General features: G+C 42.3%; 26 protein-coding genes. 12 read left to right on the top strand and 14 right to left on the bottom strand.

Annotated elements, in window-relative coordinates; genetic code table 11:
- Positions 1 to 6 precede the first annotated feature (6 nt).
- The 5 genes from IRJ18_RS09520 (at position 7) to IRJ18_RS09500 (ending at position 2,664) form a co-directional block, all read left to right on the top strand.
- Positions 7 to 789: a Rossmann-like and DUF2520 domain-containing protein gene (locus IRJ18_RS09520; RefSeq protein WP_194105946.1), complete on the top strand. Its 783-nt coding sequence runs from the start codon at positions 7 to 9 to the stop codon at positions 787 to 789.
- A gap of 19 nt (positions 790 to 808) precedes the next feature.
- Positions 809 to 1,141 carry a 2Fe-2S iron-sulfur cluster-binding protein gene (locus tag IRJ18_RS09515; protein ID WP_194105945.1) on the top strand — a complete coding sequence of 111 codons (333 nt, stop codon included), beginning with the start codon at positions 809 to 811 and terminating at the stop codon, positions 1,139 to 1,141.
- Between the two features lie 30 nt (positions 1,142 to 1,171).
- Positions 1,172 to 1,414, top strand: coding sequence for a Fe-S cluster assembly protein IscX (iscX, locus tag IRJ18_RS09510; protein ID WP_194105944.1), 243 nt, complete (start codon positions 1,172 to 1,174; stop codon positions 1,412 to 1,414).
- Between the two features lie 77 nt (positions 1,415 to 1,491).
- Entirely contained in the window at positions 1,492 to 2,016 is a 525-nt protein-coding gene (locus IRJ18_RS09505; RefSeq protein ID WP_194105943.1) for a KdsC family phosphatase, read from the top strand.
- Positions 2,017 to 2,091: 75 nt separating this feature from the next.
- On the top strand, positions 2,092 to 2,664 hold the full coding sequence (locus tag IRJ18_RS09500) for a Maf family protein (protein ID WP_194105942.1): 573 nt from the start codon (positions 2,092 to 2,094) through the stop codon (positions 2,662 to 2,664).
- A 70-nt stretch (positions 2,665 to 2,734) separates the two neighbouring features.
- On the opposite strand, the gene IRJ18_RS09495 is transcribed toward IRJ18_RS09500, so the two are convergent.
- Positions 2,735 to 3,997 (bottom strand): hypothetical protein, encoded by a 1,263-nt coding sequence (locus IRJ18_RS09495; protein WP_194105941.1) that lies wholly within the window; start codon positions 3,995 to 3,997, stop codon positions 2,735 to 2,737.
- Positions 3,998 to 4,139: 142 nt separating this feature from the next.
- Positions 4,140 to 4,865, bottom strand: a complete 726-nt coding sequence (locus IRJ18_RS09490) for a DUF72 domain-containing protein (RefSeq protein WP_228072678.1) — start codon at positions 4,863 to 4,865, stop codon at positions 4,140 to 4,142.
- A 63-nt stretch (positions 4,866 to 4,928) separates the two neighbouring features.
- On the opposite strand from IRJ18_RS09490, the gene IRJ18_RS09485 reads away from it, so the two are divergent.
- Genes IRJ18_RS09485 through IRJ18_RS09470 form a run of 4 tightly spaced genes read left to right on the top strand, consistent with a single transcriptional unit; the run spans position 4,929 to position 9,529 of the window.
- Positions 4,929 to 6,977 carry a BatA domain-containing protein gene (locus tag IRJ18_RS09485; RefSeq protein ID WP_194105940.1) on the top strand — a complete coding sequence of 683 codons (2,049 nt, stop codon included), beginning with the start codon at positions 4,929 to 4,931 and terminating at the stop codon, positions 6,975 to 6,977.
- 30 nt (positions 6,978 to 7,007) lie between these two features.
- Positions 7,008 to 8,258, top strand: coding sequence for a dihydroorotase (locus IRJ18_RS09480; protein WP_194105939.1), 1,251 nt, complete (start codon positions 7,008 to 7,010; stop codon positions 8,256 to 8,258).
- An 11-nt stretch (positions 8,259 to 8,269) separates the two neighbouring features.
- The gene (locus IRJ18_RS09475) at positions 8,270 to 8,938 is read left to right on the top strand and encodes a hypothetical protein (protein ID WP_194105938.1); all 669 of its coding nucleotides are present in this window, start codon (positions 8,270 to 8,272) and stop codon (positions 8,936 to 8,938) included.
- Between the two features lie 30 nt (positions 8,939 to 8,968).
- A complete protein-coding gene (locus IRJ18_RS09470) occupies positions 8,969 to 9,529 on the top strand; it encodes a DUF4199 domain-containing protein (protein WP_194105937.1) in 561 nt (186 codons plus the stop codon).
- A gap of 19 nt (positions 9,530 to 9,548) precedes the next feature.
- On the opposite strand, the gene IRJ18_RS09465 is transcribed toward IRJ18_RS09470, so the two are convergent.
- Positions 9,549 to 10,301 (bottom strand): TMEM175 family protein, encoded by a 753-nt coding sequence (locus IRJ18_RS09465; RefSeq protein WP_194105936.1) that lies wholly within the window; start codon positions 10,299 to 10,301, stop codon positions 9,549 to 9,551.
- Between the two features lie 26 nt (positions 10,302 to 10,327).
- On the opposite strand from IRJ18_RS09465, the gene IRJ18_RS21135 reads away from it, so the two are divergent.
- Positions 10,328 to 10,456 carry a hypothetical protein gene (locus tag IRJ18_RS21135; RefSeq protein WP_262893266.1) on the top strand — a complete coding sequence of 43 codons (129 nt, stop codon included), beginning with the start codon at positions 10,328 to 10,330 and terminating at the stop codon, positions 10,454 to 10,456.
- Here IRJ18_RS21135 and IRJ18_RS09460 read toward each other — a convergent pair.
- Both IRJ18_RS09460 and IRJ18_RS09455 read right to left on the bottom strand, forming a co-directional pair.
- Positions 10,443 to 12,353, bottom strand: a complete 1,911-nt coding sequence (locus IRJ18_RS09460; RefSeq protein ID WP_194105935.1) for a DUF3857 domain-containing protein — start codon at positions 12,351 to 12,353, stop codon at positions 10,443 to 10,445. The two genes, IRJ18_RS21135 and IRJ18_RS09460, sit on opposite strands and share 14 nt — an antisense overlap.
- Positions 12,354 to 14,327, bottom strand: a complete 1,974-nt coding sequence (locus IRJ18_RS09455; RefSeq protein WP_194105934.1) for a transglutaminase domain-containing protein — start codon at positions 14,325 to 14,327, stop codon at positions 12,354 to 12,356.
- A gap of 122 nt (positions 14,328 to 14,449) precedes the next feature.
- Here IRJ18_RS09455 and IRJ18_RS09450 point away from each other — a divergent pair, with 122 nt between their 5' ends.
- Positions 14,450 to 15,457 (top strand): 3'-5' exonuclease, encoded by a 1,008-nt coding sequence (locus tag IRJ18_RS09450; RefSeq protein WP_194105933.1) that lies wholly within the window; start codon positions 14,450 to 14,452, stop codon positions 15,455 to 15,457.
- Here the strand turns inward: IRJ18_RS09450 and IRJ18_RS09445 are convergent.
- Complete coding sequence (locus IRJ18_RS09445) at positions 15,454 to 16,302, bottom strand: hypothetical protein (protein ID WP_194105932.1); 849 nt, start codon at positions 16,300 to 16,302, stop codon at positions 15,454 to 15,456. The two genes, IRJ18_RS09450 and IRJ18_RS09445, sit on opposite strands and share 4 nt — an antisense overlap.
- Positions 16,299 to 17,228, bottom strand: coding sequence for a tRNA epoxyqueuosine(34) reductase QueG (queG, locus tag IRJ18_RS09440; RefSeq protein ID WP_194105931.1), 930 nt, complete (start codon positions 17,226 to 17,228; stop codon positions 16,299 to 16,301). Before queG ends, IRJ18_RS09445 begins: the two co-directional genes overlap by 4 nt.
- Before the next feature lie 175 nt (positions 17,229 to 17,403).
- Between queG and IRJ18_RS09435 the strand changes: the two genes are divergently transcribed.
- The gene (locus tag IRJ18_RS09435) at positions 17,404 to 17,652 is read left to right on the top strand and encodes a hypothetical protein (RefSeq protein WP_194105930.1); all 249 of its coding nucleotides are present in this window, start codon (positions 17,404 to 17,406) and stop codon (positions 17,650 to 17,652) included.
- A gap of 39 nt (positions 17,653 to 17,691) precedes the next feature.
- On the opposite strand, the gene IRJ18_RS09430 is transcribed toward IRJ18_RS09435, so the two are convergent.
- The 7 genes from IRJ18_RS09430 to IRJ18_RS09400 all read right to left on the bottom strand — a co-directional run bounded on the left by IRJ18_RS09430 (position 17,692) and on the right by IRJ18_RS09400 (position 26,616).
- The gene (locus IRJ18_RS09430; protein WP_228072670.1) at positions 17,692 to 18,510 is read right to left on the bottom strand and encodes a polysaccharide deacetylase family protein; all 819 of its coding nucleotides are present in this window, start codon (positions 18,508 to 18,510) and stop codon (positions 17,692 to 17,694) included.
- Between the two features lie 78 nt (positions 18,511 to 18,588).
- Positions 18,589 to 20,874: a GH92 family glycosyl hydrolase gene (locus IRJ18_RS09425; protein ID WP_194105928.1), complete on the bottom strand. Its 2,286-nt coding sequence runs from the start codon at positions 20,872 to 20,874 to the stop codon at positions 18,589 to 18,591.
- A gap of 26 nt (positions 20,875 to 20,900) precedes the next feature.
- Entirely contained in the window at positions 20,901 to 21,923 is a 1,023-nt protein-coding gene (ruvB, locus tag IRJ18_RS09420; protein ID WP_194105927.1) for a Holliday junction branch migration DNA helicase RuvB, read from the bottom strand.
- A 136-nt stretch (positions 21,924 to 22,059) separates the two neighbouring features.
- Complete coding sequence (locus tag IRJ18_RS09415) at positions 22,060 to 22,791, bottom strand: polyprenol monophosphomannose synthase (RefSeq protein ID WP_194105926.1); 732 nt, start codon at positions 22,789 to 22,791, stop codon at positions 22,060 to 22,062.
- A gap of 128 nt (positions 22,792 to 22,919) precedes the next feature.
- A complete protein-coding gene (locus tag IRJ18_RS09410; protein WP_194105925.1) occupies positions 22,920 to 24,413 on the bottom strand; it encodes a POT family MFS transporter in 1,494 nt (497 codons plus the stop codon).
- Between the two features lie 98 nt (positions 24,414 to 24,511).
- Entirely contained in the window at positions 24,512 to 25,429 is a 918-nt protein-coding gene (locus IRJ18_RS09405; protein ID WP_194105924.1) for a hypothetical protein, read from the bottom strand.
- A gap of 8 nt (positions 25,430 to 25,437) precedes the next feature.
- On the bottom strand, positions 25,438 to 26,616 hold the full coding sequence (locus IRJ18_RS09400; protein WP_194105923.1) for an acetyl-CoA C-acyltransferase: 1,179 nt from the start codon (positions 26,614 to 26,616) through the stop codon (positions 25,438 to 25,440).
- Positions 26,617 to 26,778 lie beyond the last annotated feature (162 nt).

Genomic DNA, 26,778 nt, shown 5'->3' with positions numbered 1-26,778 from the left:
CTATTTATGCGTATCACCCTTATTGGCTCGGGCAATGTGGCTACTCATTTAGGCGCAGCGCTAAAAAATGCCGGGCATTATATTGTGCAGGTTTATAGCCGAAACTTACAGCATGCTGCTTTGCTGGCCTACCATATTAAAGCAGAAGCTATTGATAATTTGCAGCAGATCGATCCTAACACGGATATTTTTATCATCTCGGTGAAGGATGATGCTATAGAAAGCATTGTAAAACATTTGGCACCATTAAATAAGCTGATATTACATACATCAGGGAGTACAGATATTAAAGTATTGTTGCAGTATAGGGCACAAGCAGGGGTGTTTTATCCACTTCAAACATTCAGCCGAAACAAAGAGGTGAATTTTAGAGAAGTGCCTTTGTGTATTGAAGGGGCAAATGCCGGTATTACCCAACAAATAAAAGAACTGGCCCAAACTGTAAGCAATAATGTATACGAGGTAGATTCACTCCAACGGCGTATACTGCATTTAGCCGCCGTGTTTGCCTGTAATTTCCCAAATTATCTATATAGTGTGGCTCAAAATTTATTGGCGCAGCACAATTTGGATTTTGATATGCTTAAACCGCTGATCACCGAAACGGCAGATAAAGTCCAACAACAGCTTCCAACCGATGTGCAGACCGGTCCGGCTGTGCGCAATGATGAATTAACCATGAATAAGCACCTGGAAATGCTGCAGGATCAGCCTTTATTACAGCAGTTATACCAATTACTTAGTCAGGGTATTATCAAAATGGATAAAGGCAGCAACGCCGATAAGTAATTTTATTACTTTTGCCCTGATGAATATTTTTAAAGTTAAAATAAACTTTGAGGAAAAAGGACTGGAGCCAGTAGAACTACCTGCCGCCGAAGGAGAATCTGTATTAGATGTATGCCTGGAGAATGGTATAGAATTACAGCATAACTGTGGCGGCGTATGCGGCTGTAGTACCTGCCATATTTATGTGAACAAGGGCGAAGATAACATACAGGAGATATCGGACAAGGAAGAGGATTTTATAGACCGGGCAGTTAACCCGCGTATAAACTCAAGGTTAGGCTGCCAATGCGTGCTTATTGATGGTGATATTGAAATTACCATACCCGATCAATCACAGTTTTTAGGCCACTAATATATCACAAACACTTACCTCAGGAAAACAATGATACAAGACAAATTCGCGTTACCCATCCACTGGAATGATTATGAAGATATTGCCATGGGGCTTTACGAAAAGTTTGGTGACGATTTTGGCGAGTCGAAAATATACCGCATCCGCTTTACCGATCTGTTAGAGTGGGTGCTTGCATTACCCAACTTTGCCGGTACCCGCGAACAGGCAAACGAAGGTCACCTGGAGCAAATTCAAAGCGCCTGGGTTTACGAGTGGCGCGATAACCAATAGTTTTTTAGTTGCAGTTTAAAGTTGCAAAAGCGCTTAATCTGTGAAATCATTACAACAATCGGTGCAATCCAAATAAGATGAAATCACCTTTATTCGATCAGCTTAAAACCATCACCACCTTCATTTTTGATGTGGATGGTGTGTTGACGGATGGAGCGGTATTTGTGGCAGATAACGGCGATCGTTTCCGTCAATTTAACATTAAGGATGGTTATGCCCTTCAATTAGCGGTTAAATGCGGATATTACGTAGCAGCCATTTCAGGCGCTAATGCCGAAGGCAGCCGCAAACGGCTAAATGATCTTGGTATCCAGGATGTATTTATTGGGTGTAAAGATAAGGTCGCTATCTTCAACGATTATCTTGCAGATCATAATATAGACCCCAAAACGGTATTGTTTATGGGCGATGACATACCCGACCTGAAAGTAATGCAATTAGTAGGTTTGCCTGTTTGCCCAGCTGATGCAGTGGAAGAGATAAAAGCGATAAGCACTTACATTTCATCAATTGCAGGCGGCAAAGGCTGTGCACGCGATGTAATAGAGAAGGTGATGAAAATACAAGCTAAATGGATGAATGCCGAGGCGTATAGCTGGTGATTTTAGCCCATGGTTGATAGTCCATAGACCATGGTAAAATTCTAATTTCTAACTATGGACTATCGACCATCGACTATGGACTCAATAAAAATTATCCTCGCATCAAAATCTCCACGCCGGCAGGAACTGCTGAGGCAAATGGATGTAGATTTCCGAATTGTACTTAAAGAAGTTGATGAAAGTTACCCCGATGGTTTAACCCCAACCGAAATTGCTGTTTACATTGCCGAAAAGAAATCAATGGCTTTTGACGAAGAAGCCGGTGATGAAATTGTGCTTACTGCCGATACTATTGTTGAAATTAACGGTTTGATTTTAGGGAAGCCTGAAACAGAAGCGCACGCGGTAGAAATGTTGAAAATGCTATCGGGAAAGGTGCACCGCGTGGTTACAGGCGTTTGTTTAATGTATAAAGGTCAAGTAAATAAATTTTTTGATGTATCCGAGGTGTTCTTTCGTAAACTGACCGATGAGGAGATCATCAACTATGTAACCAAATATAAGCCGTTGGACAAAGCCGGCTCATACGGTATACAGGAATGGATAGGGGTTACTGCTATCGAGCGTATTAATGGTTCCTATACCAACGTTGTAGGTCTGCCGACTGAGAAGGTATACCAGCAATTACTGAAGATGAAGGATTTGTAGATCAATATATAACAAAGAAGCCCGGTTAATATGAATTAGCCGGGCTTCTTTGTTAATTGTTAAACTGGATTTACTGATAATCGCTTAATCTAACCGCAAACACTGTACGGTTATCCTCGCCATATTTTGATGTTTCATATTCGGTTAAACACCACATCAGGCCTGCGCTATCTACATATAATGCTTCTGCGCCATGCGGCCATCTATAGCGGGAGCCCATTGTTGCACCATCCACATATTTCACCAATCGGGCGGTAGAACCTATGTAGGATGATTGCCCGGTTATGGTGATAAACGCAGTTGTGCCAGCTTTGTAAGCGCCTTGCGCGTGTAAAACCGGGTCGCCTGCGCCGGTATTATCATACGGGGTTATTACGGTTGGCGGCGCAGTAACTACACCTGTAGAACTGATTGGGAAGCCAAAAAGTTGTGGGGTATCGGTACTGCCTGTTTTAAACTGGCAGCTCCACAAGCGCTGGTCTGACGGTGTTGAGCCAGAACCTAAAGACAGGCCCGAGAAAGGTGTACCGCCGCCGCTAATTTTGTAATAGCCGGTTTGTGGTAATATACAGGTATAATCAAAGGCAATCAGGTCGCCGTTAGGCTCTTTGCCTATGGAATTTTTAGTTGGGTCGCTAACTACGTTGTCAATTAGTTTGTTCAGGTCAAATACGCGGAAACCCAGGCTGGTATCGGCAATATATATCTTTTGGTTCATATAGGCAATACCGCCTGCATGCATAGTTACTGGGATAAAGCTATCGTATTGGGTTGGGTTTTCAGGCGCCACGGGTTTATCGTATAATAAGCTGGTATTGTAATTAGCCTTATCCTGTACCAGCAATATCAACCGGTAAGTAATGGCGCTCATATTGGTAATATCCACCAGGGCTAATCTCGATCCTTTGTAATGGTTGTGCGAGGTTGAGATCTCATCGGGACCTACACCATACCAGGTAACTAATAAGTAGGTGTGGGTACCCCAGGTAAAGCCGCAAATGCCTTGCGGCCGCCAATCTTCGGTTTGTTCATCGCCCGAATTCCATTTAAAGCCTTTTACCTGGTTGGCGGTTGGGATGTTGAAGCCATAAACTGTGTTATAGCCTGTAGTACTGCCCGAACGGTTTAAGGTAATTTGTGTGGGATTTTTGTACCCGTAGGATGATAAGCTGGATACAAAAGTGCTTTCATCGGTGTAGGCAGATGTAATGGATTCTGTTTTTAATGCCGGACTTTTTGCACCTGAAGCCGTTGTTTGGGGTGTTTGTGTTTTTTGGCAAGCCGATAGCAATAAAGCCAGCATGCCTGCTGCAAGGTAAGTTGTTTTTTTCATAATTAAAGTAGGTTAATGTAAGTGGTTAATAATGATATGAAATATCACACGTAATAATACAAAATAATATGTAATTACGTGTTGTTTCGTTTATACGAAAATAAAAATCTTTTGTTATAACAATGTTTTCGTTATGTTATGTTTAGGATTGTGTTGCCAGGCGCTTCATATCTTTAGCATTGTATACTGCTTCTACATCAATATCATTATTAAAATAAAACCAGCCCTCGTTGACCGCCTTGTTTTGTTTAATAACATTAACCACCTGCTGCAATTCGGCCGTAGTATAAGGTGATTTATAAAGCAGGGGCACGCCGTGAAAACGGTAGTAAACCATGTTTGTATTTTGTATAATATCCGCTGGGAGCGATGGGTGGCTCATGCCACAAAATGTAATATGATGCGCTGTCAGCTGTGCAATAACATCAGGGTTCCACCAACTGCTATGCCTGAATTCTAACACATTATTAAAAGCCGGGGACAGATTGTTAATAATACGCTCTAATCGTTCCTGGGTATAACTGAGGCTTGGCGGCAATTGAAAAAGCACCGGGCCAAGCTTGGCTTGTAAGCCATCGTTAATGGTATCGTAAAAGCTGTTGATCAGGTCGTGAACATCATTGAATTTTTTATAATGTGTAATTGCGCGGGGGGCTTTTACAGCAAACCTGAAATTATTGGGGCTTTTGGTATGCCAGGCCTGCAAAAAGGAAAGTTGCGGAAAACGGTAGAACGTAACGTTAAGCTCCAGCGTATCAAAATGCTGGCAGTAAAAATCGAACCAGTTTTTCACCGCTAATTTTTCCGGATAAAACTTGCCCCGCCAGCCTTTGTAATGAAATCCAGAGCACCCGATACGCCATTCCATAATAAATGCGTTTGTTTTAAAAATAATACAGATTTGTAGAAATTGTTTTTTACATATTTGTATATGCACTTTCTATATCCGGGTTTTCTGTTTGCACTGACCACTTTGGCCATCCCTGTAATTGTGCATTTATTCAACTTCAGGCGTTACCAAAAGGTGTATTTCAGCAACGTGCAGTTTTTAAAGGAACTGCAGGAACAGCAGGCTTCGCGCAGAAACCTAAAAGAGCGCCTGATACTGGCCGCGCGTTTATTGTCGTTATTATTTTTAGTATTGGCATTCGCCAAACCGTTTATTCCGGCAAATAATGCGGCACCGGTTGGTAAGCAGCAAATAGTAAGTGTGTTTGTAGATAATTCTTACTCGATGCAGACGCTGAGTAAGGAAGGCTCGTTACTTGATGAAGCGAAACATCATGCCAAAGAAATTGCCGCTACCTATGGTATCAACGATCGGTTTCAGCTACTTACCCAGGACTTTGAAGGTAAACATCAGCGCCTGCTTAACCGCGATGAGTTTAATGACGCGGTTGATGCCGTAAAGATCAGTCCGCAAAGCCGTGACTTACAGCAAATCGTAAATCGTCAGCAAAGTTTAATCAAGTCTCAATCAGGCACTGCCTCTATTTATATCCTGTCGGATTATCAAAACAATATGGGCCAGCGATCGGCCATAAAAGCCGATTCGGGCATAGCATTGAACCTGGTACAACTAAAAGCTAATAAATTGCCCAATGTGGCAGTAGATTCGGTTTGGTTGCTGAGCGCCGTTCACCGGCCGGATGAGAACGAAAAGCTGGTAGTGCGCCTGCATAACTATGCTGATGAAAAAGCTGAACGTGTACCGCTTAAACTTACCATTAACAAAATGCAAAAAGCGCTGGGCAGCTTTAGCCTTGGCCCGCGCGAAGTGCAAAACGATACCTTGTCTTTCTCGGGCTTGCAAGCCGGCTGGCAGCGATGCGAATTATCTTTACAGGATAACCCTGTTACATTCGACAATCAATTTTACTTTACATTTAACGTAAAGAACCAAATGCCGGTACTGCTGATAAACGGGGGCGCAAGCAATGTATTTTTGAAAGCCGCATTTACAACTGATAAGTTTTTTGTAACCACTAACACGCAGGATGGTAATGTGGATTATGGCAGTCTTGCAGGTTATCCGCTTATTGTGCTAAGCGATATCAGATCTATTTCGGCGGGATTGGCCCAGCAATTAAAAAATTATGTAAATAAAGGTGGTTCGCTGCTGGTATTTCAATCGGCAGATGAAGATGTAAAAACCTACCAGGCCTTATTGCAGCCGCTGAATGCCGCTTATCCTGAAAAACTGGTTAACGAAACAACTAAAGTATCGGCAATAAATATACAAAGCAAGGTGTTTAAAAGTGTGTTTGAGCAATTACCCGATAACCCCGATTTACCGGTTGTAAAAAAATATTATCAAATGCATGCACCCGCACGTGGTGTAAGCGAAACCCTTCTGGCCCTGCCGGGTAACCAGCCGTTCTTTTCTGCTTACAAAAGTGGCCGTGGGCAGGTATATGTTGCCGCAGTAGCTTTAGATGAAGATTTTAGCAACCTGCCGCGTCATGCCATGCTATTGCCCATACTGTTTAGGGTGGGCTTGTTAAGCGGGCACGATCAGCCTTTGTTTTATACGCTGGGGCAGGATGAAACTATTGAAGCACCGACTATTCAATTAAATGAAAAACAGGTATTAAAACTGACTGACGGCCATACCAGCATTATTCCCGATGCGCGCCAGCAGGAGGGGAGCACCCTTTTATTTTTATCAGACCAATTGAAGGAAACCGGTATTTATGAACTGAAAAAACAGGACGAAATATTAAGTGTGATTGCATTTAACGATAACCGTAAAGAATCGGACCTGACCTATTTAACCGCGGCCGACCTTAAAAACATGGCGCCTAAAGGGCATTTTCTGAACGCGGCTACCCCATCATTAAAGTCAGAACTGAATAGCATTAACCTTGGACTGCAATTATGGAAGTTATGTATAATTTTAGCTTTGTTATTTGTAGCTGCCGAAATATTGTTGGTGCGGTTTTACAAAGTTGATGGCCGGCGCGCCACTGTAACAGTATAATTGCTACATTTGCACTATAAAGCAACCACTATGAATTTGCTTATCACTTCTGCCACTATTATTGATCCCAACTCTCCATTCCATCAGAAAAAGGCCGATATTTTAATTGAAAAAGGCGTTATTGCCAAAATAGCAGCGGGTATTACCAGCGACTATGAGGTGTTCGATGCTAAAGGCAAATATGTATCGCCAGGCTTTTTTGATCTGAACTGTAATATTGGAGAATTAGGGTTGGAAACCAAAGAAGACCTGCAAACCGGAACAAAAGCCGCGGCCGCAGGTGGTTTTACAGGGTTGGCATTAATGCCTAATTCAAATCCGGTACATTCAAAAACCGAAGTAGAATATCTGGTGAATAAAGCCAAAAATAATCTTGTTGATGTTTATCCTTTAGGCACCATATCGCATAAACGCGAAGGTAAAGACCTTGCTGAAATGTACGATATGCACCTGAGCGGCGCTAAAGCTTTTACCGACGGTAACCGCCCGGTACAGGATGCAGGCCTGATGGAACGCGCGCTTTTGTATGCCCAGGGGTTTGACGGCCTGGTGTTTTCTTATCCGGAAGACACCGCAATTGCCGGTAAGGCAAAAGTACACGAAGGAGAAGTAAGCACTATGCTGGGTATGAAAGGTATCCCATCTCTGGCCGAGGAGCTAATGATAGCCCGTGACCTTTACCTGGCAGAATATACGGAATCATCCATACATTTCAGTACGATATCAACTAAGCGTTCGGTTGAACTGATCCGCGATGCTAAGCAAAAAGGTTTAAAAGTAACCTGCGATGTGGCGGCGCATCATTTAAGTTTGACAGACGAGGCTCTGATGGGTTTTGATAGTCAATATAAAGTGAAGCCACCATTGCGTACACAAAGCGATGTAGACGCGCTGATAGTCGGCTTAAACGACGACACCATTGACGCTATTGTATCGCAGCATACACCGCATGAGGTAGAGTTTAAGGATGTAGAATTTGAGATTGCGGAATATGGCATCATCGGTCTGCAAACTGCTTTTGCCCTGGCGCTGAGGTCGGGATTGAGTACGGATAAACTGGTGCAACAGATGGCCATTAACCCACGTAAGTTATTGAAGTTGGCCATACCGGCTATTATCGAAGGGCAAAAGGCCAATATGGTGGTATTTGATACACAAGCTGAATGGGAATTCACTAAACAGAATAACCGGTCAAAATCATATAACTCGCCCTTTATAGGGCAAAACCTTACAGGAAAAGTATTGTTAACCTGCAATAACAATCAGGTATTTAAATTCTAATACAGCAAAATATGATCGATCCAAAAATACAGGCTGCCATTGGCGAGTCGCTAAGCGCGTTTTCTAAATATGGCAGTTTTAACGCCACGCCATTTATTGATAAGCTGATAGCGGTATTTTCAACAGATAAACCGTTTCTGGAGAAAGTAGACGATATGGACGCTGTGTTTAATGATGAGCCAGCCCTGGAAGGCCTGCGCGAGATATTCTTTGATCTGCTGATGATCAACTTTTTTAGCGCTGATGCCATAAAGTTGGAAGACGATTACCTGGAAAGTGAAGAATGGGAGCAAATTGAAGAAGATACGCTTGACCGTGGTACAGAGCTGCTAAACCTGCTGCTGTACCTTACCGAGTGTATTGATGAAGATATTGAACCCGAACTGGAAGATTACCTTAAAGAGTTTTTACTGGTTGATGACGACGAGTTCCAGGACGAGTATAGCATTTACGAACCTGTGATAGAGAATCAAATATTGATGGAAAGCCCGCTGTCTGAAATAAATAAGGTTGTTAAAAAATTACCTGCTGACGCGGAATTAAAGGATTTGTTTTACCCGATGATGGCGTTTTTCCAAAACCCCGAAGCCTCGGGCGAGACCGAAAAGGCTGTTGCCGATAATGCAGTGGAAAAAGATTTTGATATGGCGGTTTATGGAATTTTAACTAACTTTAAATAAATCACACTAAAAACACTAAACAAAACAATTATGGATCCATTTGCACCCAAACCTAATCCCACTAAGGTAGCTACAAAGTGGGCTTTGATAGCCACCGGGGTATCTATCGTTTTAACTTTAGCTTACCAGTTTTTGAATATCGCCCAGGATTCACCTGCCAGGTATTTATCTCTTTTGCCTTTCATTGCTTTTATCATATTAGCCCAAATTGAATACAGGCAGGTACTTGGCGGAAGCATAACCTTTGGACAGGCTTTTTCTACAGGATTTAGGGTAGCCTTATTTGCAGGGATATTAGGCGCTATTTTTATGTTTATCTACGTATCGTATATCAACCCTGATTTTATTACTCAAGCCATGGAGGCCCAACGCGCTAAAATGGCAGAAAAAGGTATGACCGACGAGCAAATTGAACAAGGCATGAAAATGTCTTCCAAAGTTATGGGTCCGGCTATGATTTCATTTTTTGCAGCTGTTGGATCGGCTATTTCGGGAGCCATTATCAGCTTAATTACTGCAGCTATTGTTAAAAAAGATCCACCTCCGTTTGACGGCGAAGCTTATGTAGCACCAACCGACGCAACGGTATAACAACACTTAACAGAAAATATTATTCTCCCGCAGGCAACTTTGCCCTGCGGGATTTTTTTTGCCTGCTCGCGAACATCCGCAGTATAAATGGTTTATTATCGGCCAGGGTTTTAGGATAGTAATATTTGCTTACCCGGCTGGTTACTACGCCATAAACGGCCATGGTGTATACAAAATACTGGGGCGGCACACCTGCAATATTCATCCCAAACAAAACAGCTAACATTAAGGGCGCTATCCAATTATGCGCCTTTAACACCTTCCATTTTATTTCCCTTTCCATCTCGGCAGGGGTGTAGCATAGCTTTTCACTGTTTCGCATCAGATAACCCGCTAAAAAGCTGAACATGAACAAACACAAAAATATGGTTATTACATATATATTAAACCCCCATTGGCCTTGTATACTGCTTGGTTTTGCAAAACCACCTAACATACTTACAGCAAAAGGGAACAACGATATGCAGAAAAGGAAAAGCAGGTTGTGAACCAGCAGGCCTTTATCATAGTCTTTAACAAAGCCAAATAAGCGTACATGGCGTGTCCAAAACATGGCTACAAAAAAGAAGCTTAGGGTATAACCGAATAGCTGCAGGCTAACGTTTTTCATTTCATGCAAAAAAACTTCCTTGCTAACACTGCGGAAGCCTTCAGGTAATTTTAGTTCTATTACCATAATAGTAAGTATAATGGCAAAAACCGCATCGCTGAAAAGGATGATCCGTTCCAGCTGAAATTCTTTTTTTAATTCCTGTTCTTCATTCACATTCATAGTGGTTAATTTAATATTTTTGTAGCATGAGTGATAATAAACCCGATTATTCCTTTTGGACCAAATATAAGCGCTACGCTCAAAACGAATTGTTGCTGTACATAGTAATGATTGTAGGCATTATATTAGGTATTATCATTTTCAGTTACGTTTAACTAAAGTCATGTGATAAGTATCAGCATCGGCTACCTCCTGGTAAAAATCAACCAGGTCCTGGTAACTATCCTTGTCATAAGTACCTTCATTTAGCTGCAAACGCCTTTTATATACCAATTTGTTTCCATCAAGGTGCATGCTTATGGTGTATTTGCCGAAAGGTTTGGTCACTTCTTTATTCATCAACACTTTATCCGGCCGGTATCCCGTGGGTAATATATAGCTGATCTGGTCATCCTCAACAAAGCCCCGGTTAATATAAACATCGGTCAACCTGTTTCGTATTTCGTCGGGCACGTGGGTTGTCCGGTTGGCAAGGTTCACTTTAAAATAAAACTTATCGGTGTTAAGCGATGCAAACTCGCGGGCTTTAAATGTAATAGCCTCTGTGGTCACCGCATTTGCACTGCTGGCTTTTTTTAAAGCTAATTTCTCAATATCCAGGTTATTAATAGGGTAGGCCTCTTTTATTCTTTTCAGCTGTTCGGTATAAGCCTCGTCAATAAATTCATAGCGTGTGTCGTAATCGGTTCCGCAAAACTCGGTTATCATATTGCCAGATAATTCACCTTTCGTATCAATTGTAAATTCGGCTTTGCGGCGGGTGATATTAGCCTCGGTAGCATAATGCGGAGTGTGCAGTAACTTGCCGCCTTCCGGTGTACAGGCTAATACCCAGCGGTCGTCCGTAAAATCGCCCAGATAACCAAAAGGAATTTTCTGACTGGTACATTCCAGCCAGGTGGTATCATTTTTAAAAGGCAGGCACAATATCACATGATCGCCCTGATCCATACTGGCAAAATCGGTGAGGAAACTTTGCTTGCGCGATCCGGACTTCACCACACAATACCATGAGTCGATATTAGCTGTCTTCAATAAGGCGTGTGTATAATTTACCAGTGCCTTGCAATCGCCGTAGCCGGTTCTGTCCACATCCGATGCCATAAAAGGCTGATAACCCCCAATGCCTGTCTGTATGCTTACATAGCGCGTTTTCTGCTGCATATACTCGTATATCTTCTGAGCTTTTAATTTAGGATCGGTTATACCCCGAGTGATTTCCTTAATATGGTCAACTGTTTCGGCTGACACTGCATCGCGGTTTAGCAATAATTTATCATATATCCATTTGCCCAGTTCTTTCCAGTTGCTGTATGAGCCGGTAATACCTTCATAGCTAAATTTTTCGGGCGCTATTTTTACCGTGGTCAGGTATTGTTGGGGATTAGGGCTATATGGCTCGTACTTTACCGATTTTAAGTTACTTAATTGCCATTGATAAGTTTTTAAGCCCTGCGGGTTTGTCCCTCTCACTACTTTATGTGGTGTATTGATCTCTTTATACCTGATATTAAAATCGGGCTTACAGGTAAAAGTGAACGTGCTATTTTCCACGCTTACCCCCGTGCCGGGGTTGGGTCGCCAGTCAAAAAGGTTTAGTGTTTGCTTAGAACGCAATTCATATTCAAATTCAATCGTATAAGGATAATCAATGATGGCAGGTTGATAATGCTTAACTCTTGAATCTTCGAACAGCGAGGAATTGCTGGCAGCGCTTTCATCCTCAAAATCCTTTTCAGAAAACTTACTCAGTAATTTGCCCGATGAAGTATATATAGCGCCTTTAATGGTTTTAATAACGTTACTTTTATTGTGCCATATTGCCATTTCGGCGTGCTTGTCGCCGTTTTTGTTTAATATGGTAACGGCCTGTTTAATATGATAAATGGTATTATCCAGGTCTTTTACTTCCATATGCTCATCACAATTCCTGATCACAGCTGTGGAATAAGCTAACAACTCTTTTGGTATAAGCGTGGCATCATAATTTTGCTGGCCCCTGGCTATCGCCGATAATAAACATGCCCCTGCAACTAAAAAAAGCCCTTTCATTTATTTCTTCTTAAAAATAATTTCAGCTGTACCGGCCTGTATAATTTTGTTGAACATCTCTTTTAAGTAAGGATATTCACTTGTCGAATATACTGATTTGTTGAACTGTGTTACGTGCGAGAATTGTACGCCATCATCGGTTTTTACATAATTTACCAGGAAACGCCCACCGTTCAACGGCATGGTAAGGCCAACCTCCTGTGGCAGGCTTTCAACCATAAGTTGTTGGGGAATATGCAAGGTTAGCATAAACCTGTCATCAAATAATGCGCCGCGGTCAATGGGGTATGTACGGTCCTGTAGTTTAAAAGGGTTTTCGGTAATATAATCGATAAAGAACGGATTGAAACTGATGCGGTTATTGTTTAAATCTTTATAGGCATCTATCTCAATATCATATTTTTCCATCAAAGGCTTGTCCAAACTGTCCAGGTTACGGACCTCTGATTTCAATATTTTTATTTTTTTCAGTTTGTTATCAAAATCCTCAACATACTCATCAACCGAGTTGAATTTTTTAATGGCTGCGCGTTTATCCAAAGCTTCGTAACCGGTAGAATAATTGATCATTGTACCTTTTATCTTGCCATCATCCTGTAAGGTTAAATCGAGGGCATAAGTTCTGGATTTCTTTTGCGATGCCGCTAAGTCTATCCAGTACGATGGCTTATCCATACTCATTACCCGGCCCTGATCGTTCATGCAACGCATAGGGAGAAGGCCAAATGGTAATAATGGATCAGTAGCATCAAGCAGGTAACTTTGTCCGCCAATATTGGCTTTAGCCACTACATAGTTAAAATCGGTTTCAACAGGGTATAGTTTATTTACCACCCCGTGTTCACGGGTAGAAAGTAATACGGCTTCGGTGTTGATCCCCGCGGCATTTAAAGCGGCTATTAATGTCAAGTTAACTTCGGCCACGCTGCCCGAATGATTGTTTAATGCTTTCTTAATACCATCATCGCTTCGCCAGCCATAAAAGCCGTCCCATTTGTAATTTTTCTTCACAAAATCATAAATCGCTTTTGCTTTTTCCATTTCGTCAGTTTTTCCTGCAATAACGCTTTGGGTGCGTTCCTTCATTAAACTGCTTCTTTTAATCTGGCCGCCAAAGCCATCATCATGTTTCATGTCATAGTCCACATCTTTCCACTCTTTGGCCACTTTAATTTTACCACCGGTATTCAGATCGGTATAATCGGATAGTTCAAAATATATAGCTGAGATGAAATTTTTCGGCGCGGTCATGTATTCCTCTGGAATAAACGCAGGCACATCAGCCATAATAAAATTCATTTTTGAACAATCGCATTTTACGCCGCCACCCGGGCTAAAGCAATCTTTTTCAAGATCGGCAGTGTTTTTGGTGAGTTTCAGGGGGCCGCGCAACGAAACATTGTAGTTATAAACAGCGGGTAAATGCGCTTCGTATTCCGAATATACTTTGGGGATATCAGCTTGAAATTCCCAGGTTTTAAAAGTCCATATACGGGGCATTTCCAAATGATATTTATATTCGATAACGCAACCCTTGCACAAATTAGGAAACGTGAATTTTACAATATCCAGGTACTTGTTCTGGTGTACAGTAAATATCTTTTTGGGGTCAAGTTCGGCCTTTTGTACCAACCCGTTATCATCTTTATAATAAGTAACGGCCACAATGTCGCTTACTACATCAAACCGGTCATTATCAGCTTTATAAACAGGTATCTCTATAGTGCCCTGATTAAATGCCTGGCTGTCGAATATTTTAATTTTGGCATGATATTCATGTATCAAGGGGATCCGGTCGCCGCTGCTTAACCACGTTTTGCCAAATTCATGAAGTACTACCGCGTGCGCAGAAGTATCCTTAGCGTACCTGGTCATTTCCATTTCATCCAGTTTGTATTGTCCAAACTCGAAGTCTTGCGCTAAAAGGGTTACCGGGGCGGTTAGAAGGGTTAATAATAGTAAAATTATTTTCATTGGGGTTAAATTGTGATATTGGGTATTAAGGTATTAATTACTTAAAACAAAAGGAAAAAAAGTGGAAAAATAACGGTTGTATGTGCTTACTTTTACGACCTTTGCTTAATACTTTATCGTTAATGAAATTAAATTTAAAACGCCCGCTCGCCTTTTTTGATATTGAAGCTACCGGAACCAATATTGGTGCCGACCGTATTGTTGAACTATCGGTTATTAAGCTTAACCCCGATGGCAGCGAAGAGGTAAAAACCTGGCGCGTACACCCCGGCATGCCTATTCCGTTGGAATCATCGCTTATACACGGTATTTACGACGAACACATTGTGAATGAACCTTTATTTGCCGCTATTGGAGCCGATATTGCCGCATTTATTGCTGATAGTGACCTTGCGGGATACAACTCTAATAAATTTGATATCCCGATGCTAATGGAGGAATTTATGCGTGCAGGCATTGAATTTGATTTAGACCAGCGCCATTTTGTAGATGTGCAGAACATATTCCATCAGATGGAGCAACGCACTTTAAAGGCGGCGTATAAATTTTATTGCGATAAGGATATCATCAACGCCCATTCGGCCGAGGCTGATACCCGCGCTACTATGGAAGTTTTGCTGGCGCAGATAGCCAAATACGAATTAACAGAATGGGAAGATAAGCAGGGTAAACGCAGTATACCCGTTGTAGGCGATGTTGAAGCGCTGCACAAATTCACCAACCTTAACCGCACGGTTGATTTTGCAGGCCGTATGGTTTATAATGACGAGGGAGAGGAACTATTTAACTTTGGCAAGCACAAAGGTAAAAAGGTAGAGGATGTGTTTAACATTGAACCCAGCTATTATTCGTGGATGATGCAGGGGGATTTTCCTTTATATACCAAGAAGCAATTAGAAGCTATATATACGCGCTGGAACGCGAAACGCCAGGCCGAACGGCAAGCGCGCCCCCCGCAACCCAAACCTGCTGAACAACTACAAAACAAGCCATACCAGCAACAGCAAAACTTTAAGCAGAATAACAACTATCAACAGAAGCCGTTTGTGAAACGTGAAGACAAAACCCCGGCTAAACCCGTTGATGACGATATGCTGAAGCAGCTGGCCGATAAGTTTAAGAAAGGTTAATAATTGGTTTTAGCAGGATAATAAGGCTTTTTGATAACGCCTTCATCGCTCAATAAAATATTCAGGTGTTCCGATCGGAGCACCTTTTTTATGCTGGTGGCCTTGCCATTTACCCAAACCCTGTTTTGAATTAAACGGATGCCATGACTGTAATCGGCCCAGTTATTAAGGTGCCGGGCATATAAAGGTTGAATGGCTTTCCCGGTTGATATTTTGTGCCAGCCGTAAATTACCACATGATAGTTGCTGGTATCATTGTATATCCGGTTGGATACGATTACATCTTTTTTATCACCACCTACCAAATTACCCAACATAAATTTGTTGCCCAGGCTATCGCGCTGTTGTTTCAGCATACCGACGTGTTTTATAAATACAGGTACGGTGATCATAGCCGGTGAGGGCGGTATAGGCAATGGTGAAAGCTTTGTTCCGGCTTGCTGATATATGGTGTTCACCATTTTACGTGTAGGTAAGCTACATTTCAATTTGTTAGCTACACGTTGGGCTAAAGCGGGTGTCATGGGGCAATAAAAATAATTGCTGTCTGTACCAATAGCTAAGTAATCCGGAATAACGTAGTATGCAATGGTTGTCAGGTTGCCATCAATTGTGGCGGTATCGGTAACCTTTACCAGTTTGCGGTAAAATTGAGGGATATTGCCTTTTTTAATGGCTTTGTAGATAATCTTCTCGCGTTGTTTTAAATGTATAGCCGTATCGCTAATGGATGCTGCAAACTGACTACCATTAAGCGCGTCTGGTTTCCTTTCCCGAATGTTTAAGGTTTGGGCAAGAATCGGAATGCTAAGCATTAAAAACACGAACAATAAAAATGGCCTCATTTTATAAAAGCGATGTTACGTTTTAAACCCGCATATTTAGTACGCTTAACCGCCGAGCCTTTAAATACTTTTTGAAATGTTTCTTCGGTAATATCTTCCCAATCATTTTTGCTGATGCCTAATAACTCGGGGTGCGGTTCAAAAGCAGGTTCATTATGCAGTACAGAAAATTTATTCCAGGGACAAACATCCTGGCAAACATCGCAGCCAAACATCCAGTTATCGGTTTTGCCCTTAAATTCCTGTGGCAGTTCGTTTTTCAACTCGATGGTGAGGTATGAGATACACCGGCTGCCATCAACCACGTACGGGGCTACAATGGCCTCGGTAGGGCAGGCATCAATACAGCGGGTGCAGGTACCGCAATGGTCGGCTGTAGGGGCTACATCATATTCCAGTTCCAGGTCTACAATCAGTTCCGCCAAAAAGAAGAACGAGCCCGATTGTTTATTGATCAGATTAGTGTTTTTGCCTACCCATCCAAGTCCCGCTTTTTTAGCCCAGGCTTTATCCAGCACCGGGGCCGAATCCACAAACGCACGGCCGTTAACCTCGCCAATTTCCTGATGGATAAAGTTTAACAGTTGCTTTAATTTATCTTTTATAACGTAATGGTAGTCAGCGCCGTATGCGTACTTTGATATCTTTGGTGCAAGCGGATCAGTTTGCTCCGCATCGGTATAATAATTAAGCGCTAATGATATCACCGATTTGGCGCCGTCAACAAGCAAACGGGGGTCAAGGCGTTTGTCAAAATGGTTCTCCATGTACTGCATTTCGCCGTGCATACCGGCTTTTAGCCAGGCTTCCAGTCGCGGGGCTTCCTCTTCCAAAAAAACAGCTTTAGCAATACCGCAAAACATAAAGCCCAGGCGCTGGGCCTCCGCTTTTATGAGTGCACTATATGCTGAAATGTTTTGCGCCATTTACTGCAAAGATAAAGTATCTTATGGAAGTCCCGTTAGGGACTACATGTTAGTAGCAAAACAAAAGCGCTGAAGCAGTTCTCGCCCGAGGATTTTGAAATAATAGCAGGTAAAGAACAACATATAAAACATGTTGCAATGCCGGCTGTTCTATTTGTAACTAAATTCAGATACCATGACTGATCATATAGCGCCTGATAATGCATCGAATCCGAAGGATGAGCAAATAACCAACCAGGATAATTCTGTTACCAACGCCGATCCTGATAATTATACTAAAGGAGAGCAGGAAAATGAACAAACTGAAGCTGATGAAGTACGGGTACCAACCGTAACACCCGACAATGACAGCGGAGATCCCGGACCACCGGCAGAGGAACCAGCGGTTGATAAAGGCGAAAATAAGCCCGGTAGAAAGGTGTAATGTAAAAGGGCTTCGATATTATCGAAGCCCCCGTTACTATTAAAAACTTTGTCTTATATTGTTGCTGAAAGTTTTAGTGCTCCAGTAACCACTGTCTAAAATACGGCGAACGGTCATTAGCGGATAATCCGGGTCGCGTTTATCAGCCAGTTGAAAAGCTAATTTGAAACCACGTTTTTGAATTTCAGGCAATACCGGTTTTTTCCAAACGCCGAACGGATAAGCAAAATAGTCTATCTTTTTACCAGTAATTTCTTCCAGTTTCTTGGTTGGTTTATCAATCTGGGTAACCCAATCGTCGGTTGGTTTGGTGGTTATCTTGCCATTTTTACCCATAATTTTCAGCACGCCATTGTGCGATAGCTTGTCAACGCGATGGTGATCCCAGGTGTGGCTTCCGATGATATTGCCCTCGTCAGATAATTTTTTGATCATATCGGCCGTCATATAATGCGGGCGACCGATTGATACAGTCATTACAAAATATACGCCTTTAAAACCATACTTTTTAAGTGTAGGGTTGGCAATAGTAAACTGATCTTCGTCGGTATCGTCAAAAGTCAGCATTATTGGTTTTTTGGGAAGCGGGGTACCTTTGGTCAGATAAGCATAGAGCTGGTCGGGCAAAATAGTATGATAACCACTATCAGCCAGCATTTTGATGTGGTCCTTAAAGGCGGCTATTGGTATAATATAATCTTTGGCAGTTTTTGAATCTTTCGGGCGCCAGTCGCGTATTTGGTGATAGCATACTACCGGCACTTGTTTGCGGGCCATAATTGAAGCGCTGCTTTGTGCCGATGCAGCCGAATAAGTGAATAAGCCTAATAAGGCTGCTATAATTGATGTTTTAGCCATAGTACTACGGGGCATTATTTGTAATTAATCGCGTTAAAATTAAACGTATTTGATCAGGATAAAAATTTAAGTTTTAAATTATTTTTCTGTTGATAAAGAGTAAGGCACATCTGCATCTTTAATTCCCCGTTGCTTGTTAGGTATTGCAGACATTTTAATATTAATTACTGCACCCTTTTGCAAAGCCGAATGGCTCAACCAGTTCAGATCATAAGGTTTGCCGTTATAACTTAAACTACTTATATATCTGTTTGCCGGGCTGTTTGTGGGTGAGTTAATGATGACTTTTTTACCATTCTCCAGGTTCAGGGTTGCTTTTTTGAACAATGGCGCACCTAACACATACTGATCGGTCGCCGGGCAAACAGGGTAGAAGCCCATCGCAGAAAATACATACCAGGCAGATGTTTGGCCGTTGTCTTCATCGCCGCAGTAGCCATCGGGTGTAGCTTTGTACAGGCGGTTCATGGCTTCGCGTACCCAGTATTGAGTTTTCCAGGGCTGGCTGCCGTAGTTATATAGGTAAAGCATATGTTGAATAGGCTGATTACCATGCGCGTATTGCCCCATGTTCATAATTTGCATTTCGCGGATCTCGTGTATTACGCCCTGGTAGTAACTATCATCAAATACTGGCGGCAAAATAAATACCGAATCCAGTTTGTTCACAAACGCTTTTTTTCCACCCATTAAGCCTATCAGACCATTAATGTCGTGAAAAACACTCCAACTATAATGCCAGCTGTTTCCTTCGGTAAAGGCATCGCCCCATTTAAATGGGTTGAACGGGGTTTCAAAGCTGCCGTCTTTGTTTTTACCGCGCATTAATCCTGTTTGCGGATCGAACAGCTTTTTGTAGTTCATCGACCGGTTTTTGTAGATATCGGTTTCGGCTTTGGGGCGACCTAAAGCTTTGCCTAATTGGTAAATAGTAAAATCGTCATAGGCATATTCTAATGTACGTGCCGCGTTCTCGTCAATTTTTACATCATAAGGCACATAGCCCAAAGTATTATAATATTCTACGCCTGTACGGCCCGTGCCACCCGGCCCTACGTTGTTTGCTCCGTGTAGTAAAGCATCATACAGTGTCTTGATATCGTAGCCACGCATACCTTTTATATAGGCATCAGACACAACCGAGGCGGAGTTATTACCGATCATAATTGGTGCGTAACCCGGGCTGCTCCATTCTGGCAGCCAGCCGCCTTCTTTATAGTCGTTTATTAAACCTTCCTGCATCTCTTTATTAATGGAAGGATACATCAGGTTAAGAAAGGGATATAATGCCCTGAAAGTGTCCCAAAAGCCGGTACCGGCAAACATATAACCAGGGTAAACTTTACCGGTGTAGGGGCTCCAGTGTGTGGGTTTGTTGTTGGCATCTAACTCGTATAGTTTGTTGGGGAAGAATAGCATGCGGTACAGACACGAGTAAAACGTACGTGTTTGATCAACCGAGCCACCTTCAACCTGTATACGGCTTAAGGTTTTATTCCAAATGGCTTTGGCGTTGGTCATAGTGGTGTTGAAGCTGTTAGTACCAACCTCGCGTTTCAGGTTCAACTCGGCCTGTGCAAAACTGATGAAGGATGAGGCAACCTTAAGGTTTACTACTTCGCCTTTCCTGGTTTTGAAACCAATAACAGCCCCGGAATGCTTGCTCGTCAATTCCAGAGAATCTTTCACCACGCTCGAGTCTTTCCAGGCATGCGCAAGTGTGAACGGCTTATCTACATAAATAACAAAGTAGTTTTTAAAGTTGGTTAGTTTGCTGCGGGCATAACGGGTAGTATAGCCAATGATCTTATTTTCGCCCGGGATAATTTTGATATATGACCCACGATCAAGCGCGTCTATCACCACAAAAGAACTGTCGCTTTTAGGAAACGTGAAGCGGAATTGCGCAGCACGTTCGGTAGGGGTGATCTCGGTCGTAATATCGTGATCGGCCAGGTAAACGCTGTAATAATATGGTTTAGATACTTCGGCTTTGTGACTGAACCAACTGGCCCGTTTATATTCCGAAAGCGCCATATGCCCGCTAACCGGCATAATAGAAAACTGTCCGTAGTCGTTCATCCATGGCGATGGCTGGTGCGTTTGTTTAAAGCCGCGGATTTTATCAGCATCGTAAGTATAAGCCCAACCGTTACCCATTTTACCCGTTTGCGGTGTCCAGAAGTTCATGCCCCAGGGCAATGCAATGGCAGGATAAGTGTTCCCGTTAGAAAGATCGGGTTTTGATGCCGAACCCATTAATGGGTTCACATACTCAACAGGATCGGTCACCTTGTTAACCATTTGCGCTTTTACGGCAACAACAGTCCCCGCAAACACTATAGCCAATAGTATTTTCTTCATTTTAGGTAAGATAGCTAATAATAGTATTAAAATAAGGTTTGGCTTCCGCCCGATTTAAATAGCCCCAAGTGCTTATAAGCATGCTCGGTAGCTTCGCGGCCACGCGAGGTGCGCATTAAAAACCCTTCCTGTATCAGGAATGGTTCATAAACTTCCTCAATGGTGCCTTCATCTTCGCCTACCGCCGTAGCTATAGTTTTTAAACCTACCGGGCCGCCTTTAAATTTTTCTATAATGGTAGATAATATTTTATTATCCATTTCATCCAGGCCATGCTCATCAACATTTAAGGCATTAAGGGCATATTTGGCAATATCTGTATCAATGTTGCCATCACCTTTTATCTGGGCGAAATCGCGTGTGCGGCGCAGTAAGGCATTGGCAATACGCGGGGTGCCACGGCTCCGGCGGGCAATTTCATAAGCGCCCTCATCGCTGATAGGCGTTTTTAGTATAGATGCCGATCTTAATAAGATGGTGGTCAGTAATTTAGCATCGTAGTATTCAAGTCTTGAATTAATACCGAACCGGGCGCGGAGAGGAGCAGTTAATAGCCCCGAACGTGTAGTTGCCCCAACCAATGTGAATGGGTTTAATGATAATTGTACTGAGCGTGCATTCGGGCCGCTCTCCAGCATAATATCTATTTTAAAATCCTCCATGGCCGAATACAGGTATTCTTCAACCAGCGGACTTAAACGGTGTATCTCGTCAATAAAAAGGATATCGCCTGCTTCCAGGTTAGTGAGTAAGCCGGCAAGGTCGCCTGGTTTATCTAATACGGGGCCGGAGGTGATCTTGATACCAACGCCCATCTCGTTAGCAATAATGTGCGATAGGGTGGTTTTACCTAATCCCGGCGGGCCGTGCAGCAGCACATGGTCAAGCGCCTCGCCACGCTGACGGGCAGCCTGAACAAATATTTTAAGATTAGCTAATATCTTCTGCTGACCGGTAAAATCCTCAAATGCCTGCGGACGCAATACCTTTTCGATATCGTATTCGGTAGCAGATAGCCTTTCGCGGTCGGGATCAAGATGCTCGTTCATTGCTAACAAAAATAGGATTTTTGTTGAGATTAGTGATTAGTTGGTCAGAGATTAGTAAGAACAAAATAGCGATGGGTAAAACCCATCGCTACAAGTATAATTTATAACTAATCTCTAATTACTGATTAACTAATCACTACCCTTCGGGATACTTCCTAAAAATGCTGTTCAGCTTCATTTGAATCACCCCAAAAAAGGCTTCGTAGAATATACCGCCCGACATTTTTGATGAACCTTCAGTGCGATCGGTGAAAATGATGGGGACTTCTATCAATTGAAATCCATGCTTAATGGTAGTGTACTTCATTTCAATTTGGAAGGCATAGCCCACAAATTTTATTTTATGCAGTTCTATAGTTTGTAAAACTTTGCGTTTATAGCATACAAAGCCAGCAGTAAAGTCGCGTACATCTTCGCCGGTTATAAAACGGACATATACAGATGCGAAGTAGCTCATTAAAACCCTGCTCATGGGCCAGTTTACCACATTTACACCCGTTACATACCGCGAACCTACCGACATATCCGCTCCATCAATACATGCCTGCCGTAAGCGTATCAGGTCTTCGGGATTATGCGAAAAATCGCAGTCCATTTCAAAAATGTATTCGTAATCGCGTTCCAGGCACCAGCGAAAGCCGTGGATATAGGCAGTTCCTAATCCCTGTTTACCGGCACGCTCTTCTATATGCAGGCGCCCCGTATATTCGTTTTGTAAGCTTTTTACAATTTGCGGTGTACCGTCCGGAGAGCCGTCATCAATAATAAGTACATGGAAATCGTGCTGAAGCGAGAATACTTTGCGTATCATGCGCTCAACATTTTCCTTTTCGTTGTAGGTAGGTATAATTACAATGCTGTCCGGCACAGGTATAGTGTAGTTTTTATTAATAACTGCGAAGCTAAGGGCTTATTACAATATATACAAAATATAAATGCCATTTAACCTATTTTAACAGGTTAAATGGCACATTATATCAGGTTGTTAAATATTAATTAAAGTTTTTCAGCATTTGCTGCAATTTCGTTTTCGCCGACATAGGGATCAGTTATGTAGTTGCGTTCTTTCATCCGCGGCGAAACTATCATGAACACAATTATAAATACACTGATAAAAGCAACGAAAAACCACTCGTAGTTTGCACCTCTAAGATTGCGTGCCCACCATCCGCCGCTTTCAATTTGCCCGTTTACCAATGCCGTGATCAGGTTACCGAATGATACTACAAGAAACCAAATACCTGTCATGGTGCTTTTCATTGATTTAGGAGAATGCGTATAAGCGTACTCCAGGCCAGTGATCGAAACCAGTACTTCGGCAGCTGAAAGTATCATGAAAGCTAATACTTGCCACCATATTGATGGGGTGCCGCCATGTTCAATACTTTTATGTGTAAAGCCAATCACCACAAACGATAAAGCAGTTAAAATTAAACCTGTTCCTAACCTTCTCAAAGGTGTGGTTTTAAGTCCTTTTTTATCGAACCAGGGGTATATCACATAATTAAATAAAGGAATAAAAAGTAACAGAAATACCGTATTAATAGTCGACAACTGGCCGGGCAGTACAGTAAACGAGGTAAAGCCCAGGTTGATGTTGCGGTCCATTTTATCGGCATACAGTGTCCATTCAGATAAGCACTGATCCCAGACAGCCCAAAATGCCAGTGCGAAGAAAAACACTACCATAACGCGATAAACCGCTTTAACGCCTTCAACACGCTCAGGCAGATAAGACTCTTTAGCGACATCAAGCAGGGATTGACCGGGTTTTCTTTTGCTTGAGTGCGTTAGCGCATACCAGGTTATGAATACCATATTATTGCGGTTAACGCCCTGCGGAGGTACTTTCACATATTTTTTACGACCCGAAAAGAATATGATGGTAGCCAGTGCCATTAAGATCCCGGGAATACCAAAAGCCCATCTCGGGCCAAAATGCTCATAAGTCCACGGGATGGCAACAGTTGAAATCATAGAACCCGCATTGATACTGAAATAGAACCAGCCATATACTTTTGAAAGCAAATCCTGGTTGGTAGCATCAAATTGGTCGCCAACATTGGCAGATACACATGACTTGATACCGCCGGCACCAATAGCGACTACAAGCAATCCTATTTCAAAGCCGGTAAGCCCGCCGTCAAAAGTTGCTAATAAAAAATGCCCAAGGCAGTAAATCAGGGACACATATAGGATGAGCTTGTATTTGCCTGTGAACCAGTCGGCTATCATGCCTCCTACAAAAGGTAAGGCGTATGCTACCATCACAAAAAGGTGGTGTAACTTGTTACCATGTGCATTAGCTTGTTCAGTTAGCGCCGGGTTATTTGTAGGATTAAAGAACTGATTTACCAAAAATAGCGTGAGTATTGACCGCATACCGTAAAAACTAAAACGTTCTGCCGCTTCGTTTCCTATAATGTAAGGTACTGCTTTGGGAAATCTTGACTTCTTTTCGGCTGGAACAGCCAGTGTGTCTTTTGTCATAAAATCTTTTAAAATTTTTCTAAAATACAATAAATCCCGTAAATCGAAATTTTATACTGAATATATTATAATTGATAGATTAAATATTGGGTAATGGTTTATTTGCCAGTTCTTTTGATGTTAGCGGGGGTTCTAACCGGCTGCTTTTTTTCTGGTTCTATATAATCTTTATCGCGTTCGTCGGGAACGTTTTTCATATCCAAATTTTCCACATATACCCAACGGCCGTTTTTTAATCTATAACCATCGTAAGTAAGGTCGGGCCCGTAGGTGCTAAATTTATCCTTCAGCTTTTTATCGGGCGGGGCAAGGTGGTCGAAAACGATGAGGTTTTGATCGTGCACATATCTTAACAGCATGGATGCCTGGCGTGTATATTCAAATACTACACGTTTGCGTACTTTGCCATTGCCATCAAAAATAGCCATGCCAAATTCGGGTTTATTGTCTTTAAACGAAAGCACCTCGATCACCTTTTTTGTTGATTCTACCGTGTTGCCTTTCCAGCCCAGTAATGTATAATATGTTTTTGCGCCATATACAGGGATGATCTTGTAATATTCTGCTCCAAACCACTTGCGGTTATTTCCTGTGGAGTCTTCGGGGCTTTTCATTAACGGAGAGTAATCTTCCAGCGGATGTAATACCAAAGGGCCGCCCGTATTCATTTGTATAGCGCCATAAAAGCGATAGCTACCATCCTCATTCAAAACATACCAGGTAAATATCCGGAACTTATTATCCGGAGAATTCAGTATACTGATGGTTTTTAAAGAATCGAACTTATAAAGAAACGAATTATTGATTTTTAACGCGCTTACTAACGTTTTGATAAAAGAATAATTGGCGTTTTTGCGTTCCAGATCGAGGTTGGCATCTACCATTTTTTTACCCAGTCGAACAAGGCTATCCTGATATCGGTTTAATTGCTTTATACGGGTAGCCTCATCAGAATGCTGAGCAAATGCATTGCCGATACTGAGAGAAATTAACAGTAAAACAAATAATCTTTTCATTATCCGAATTAACGTAAATTTTCGATAACAATTGCACTGGCGCCACCTCCGCCATTACAAATACCTGCTACGCCGAACTTACCCTTATTTTGCTGCAACACATGTGCCAATGTTACAATAATGCGCGCACCCGATGCACCCAGCGGATGGCCAAGTGCCACCGCGCCGCCGTTAACATTAACTTTGGTTGGATCTAACTTCAATATTTGGTTATTGGCTATAGCCACTACGGAAAATGCTTCATTGATCTCGAAGAAGTCAATTTGATCTGCCGATAACTTGGCATTGTGTAAGGCCAACGGGATAGCTTTAGATGGGGCAGTGGTAAACCATTCGGGCGCTTGTTGCGCATCTGCGTAAGCTACAATACGGGCAAGGGGTTTAATACCCAATTCGTCGGCTTTTTCGCGGCTCATTAATACCAAAGCGGCAGCACCATCATTTAAGGTTGATGCATTAGCCGCGGTAACTGTACCATCTTTTTTAAATACAGGTTTTAACGATGGTATTTTATCAAATTTCACCGCGGCCGGCTCTTCATCTGTAGTAAATAGGGTAACATCACCTTTGCGGTCTTTTATTTCAACGGGAGTAATCTCGTCCTTAAATTTACTATCTGCAATAGCTTGCTGCGAACGTTTGTACGATTCGATAGCAAAAGCATCCTGCTGTTCTCGGGTTACATTACAATCAACCGCGCACAGTTCAGCAGCCGAACCCATATGGTAATCGTTATATACGTCCCACAAACCGTCTTTAATCAGCCCGTCAGTAATCTGACCATGGCCTAAACGATAGCCTGTACGTGCTTTGTCTAAATAGTAAGGTACGTTGCTCATACTCTCCATCCCGCCGGCAACAACAATATCCTGCTGCCCTAAAGCAATACTTTGCGCGGCCAGCATAACAGCTTTCATGCCCGAAGCGCAGACTTTATTAATAGTAGTAGCAGGCATGTCTGGTAAACCTGCAAACTTAGCGGCCTGGGTAGCAGGTGCCTGCCCTAAATTGGCCGACATGACATTCCCGAAATAAACCTCCTGAACCTGTTGGGGTTTTACGCCGGCTTTTTCAACCGCGCTTTTTATAACTATAGCGCCTAACTGCGTGGCGCTTAACGATGCTAACGAACCACCAAAACTACCAATCGGCGTACGGGTAGCGGCAACAATAACTACTTCTTTCATATGAATAAATTGGTGAGGCAAATGTAGTTTTTTTGTGTGTAGGTTGCATGTTTTGTGTAAAAATACTATGCATGCATAATTAAATTTATCAATAGATATATTCTGCTATTCGACGGGACAATATTAAACATCATCATAAAATGCTACTTTTGCTATGTATAA

The organism is Mucilaginibacter boryungensis, assembly GCF_015221995.1.
Taxonomy (GTDB): Bacteria; Bacteroidota; Bacteroidia; order Sphingobacteriales; family Sphingobacteriaceae; genus Mucilaginibacter; species Mucilaginibacter boryungensis.
The sequence above is the reverse complement of the archived record's forward strand: the minus strand, read 5'-3'. Positions and strand labels throughout refer to the sequence as shown.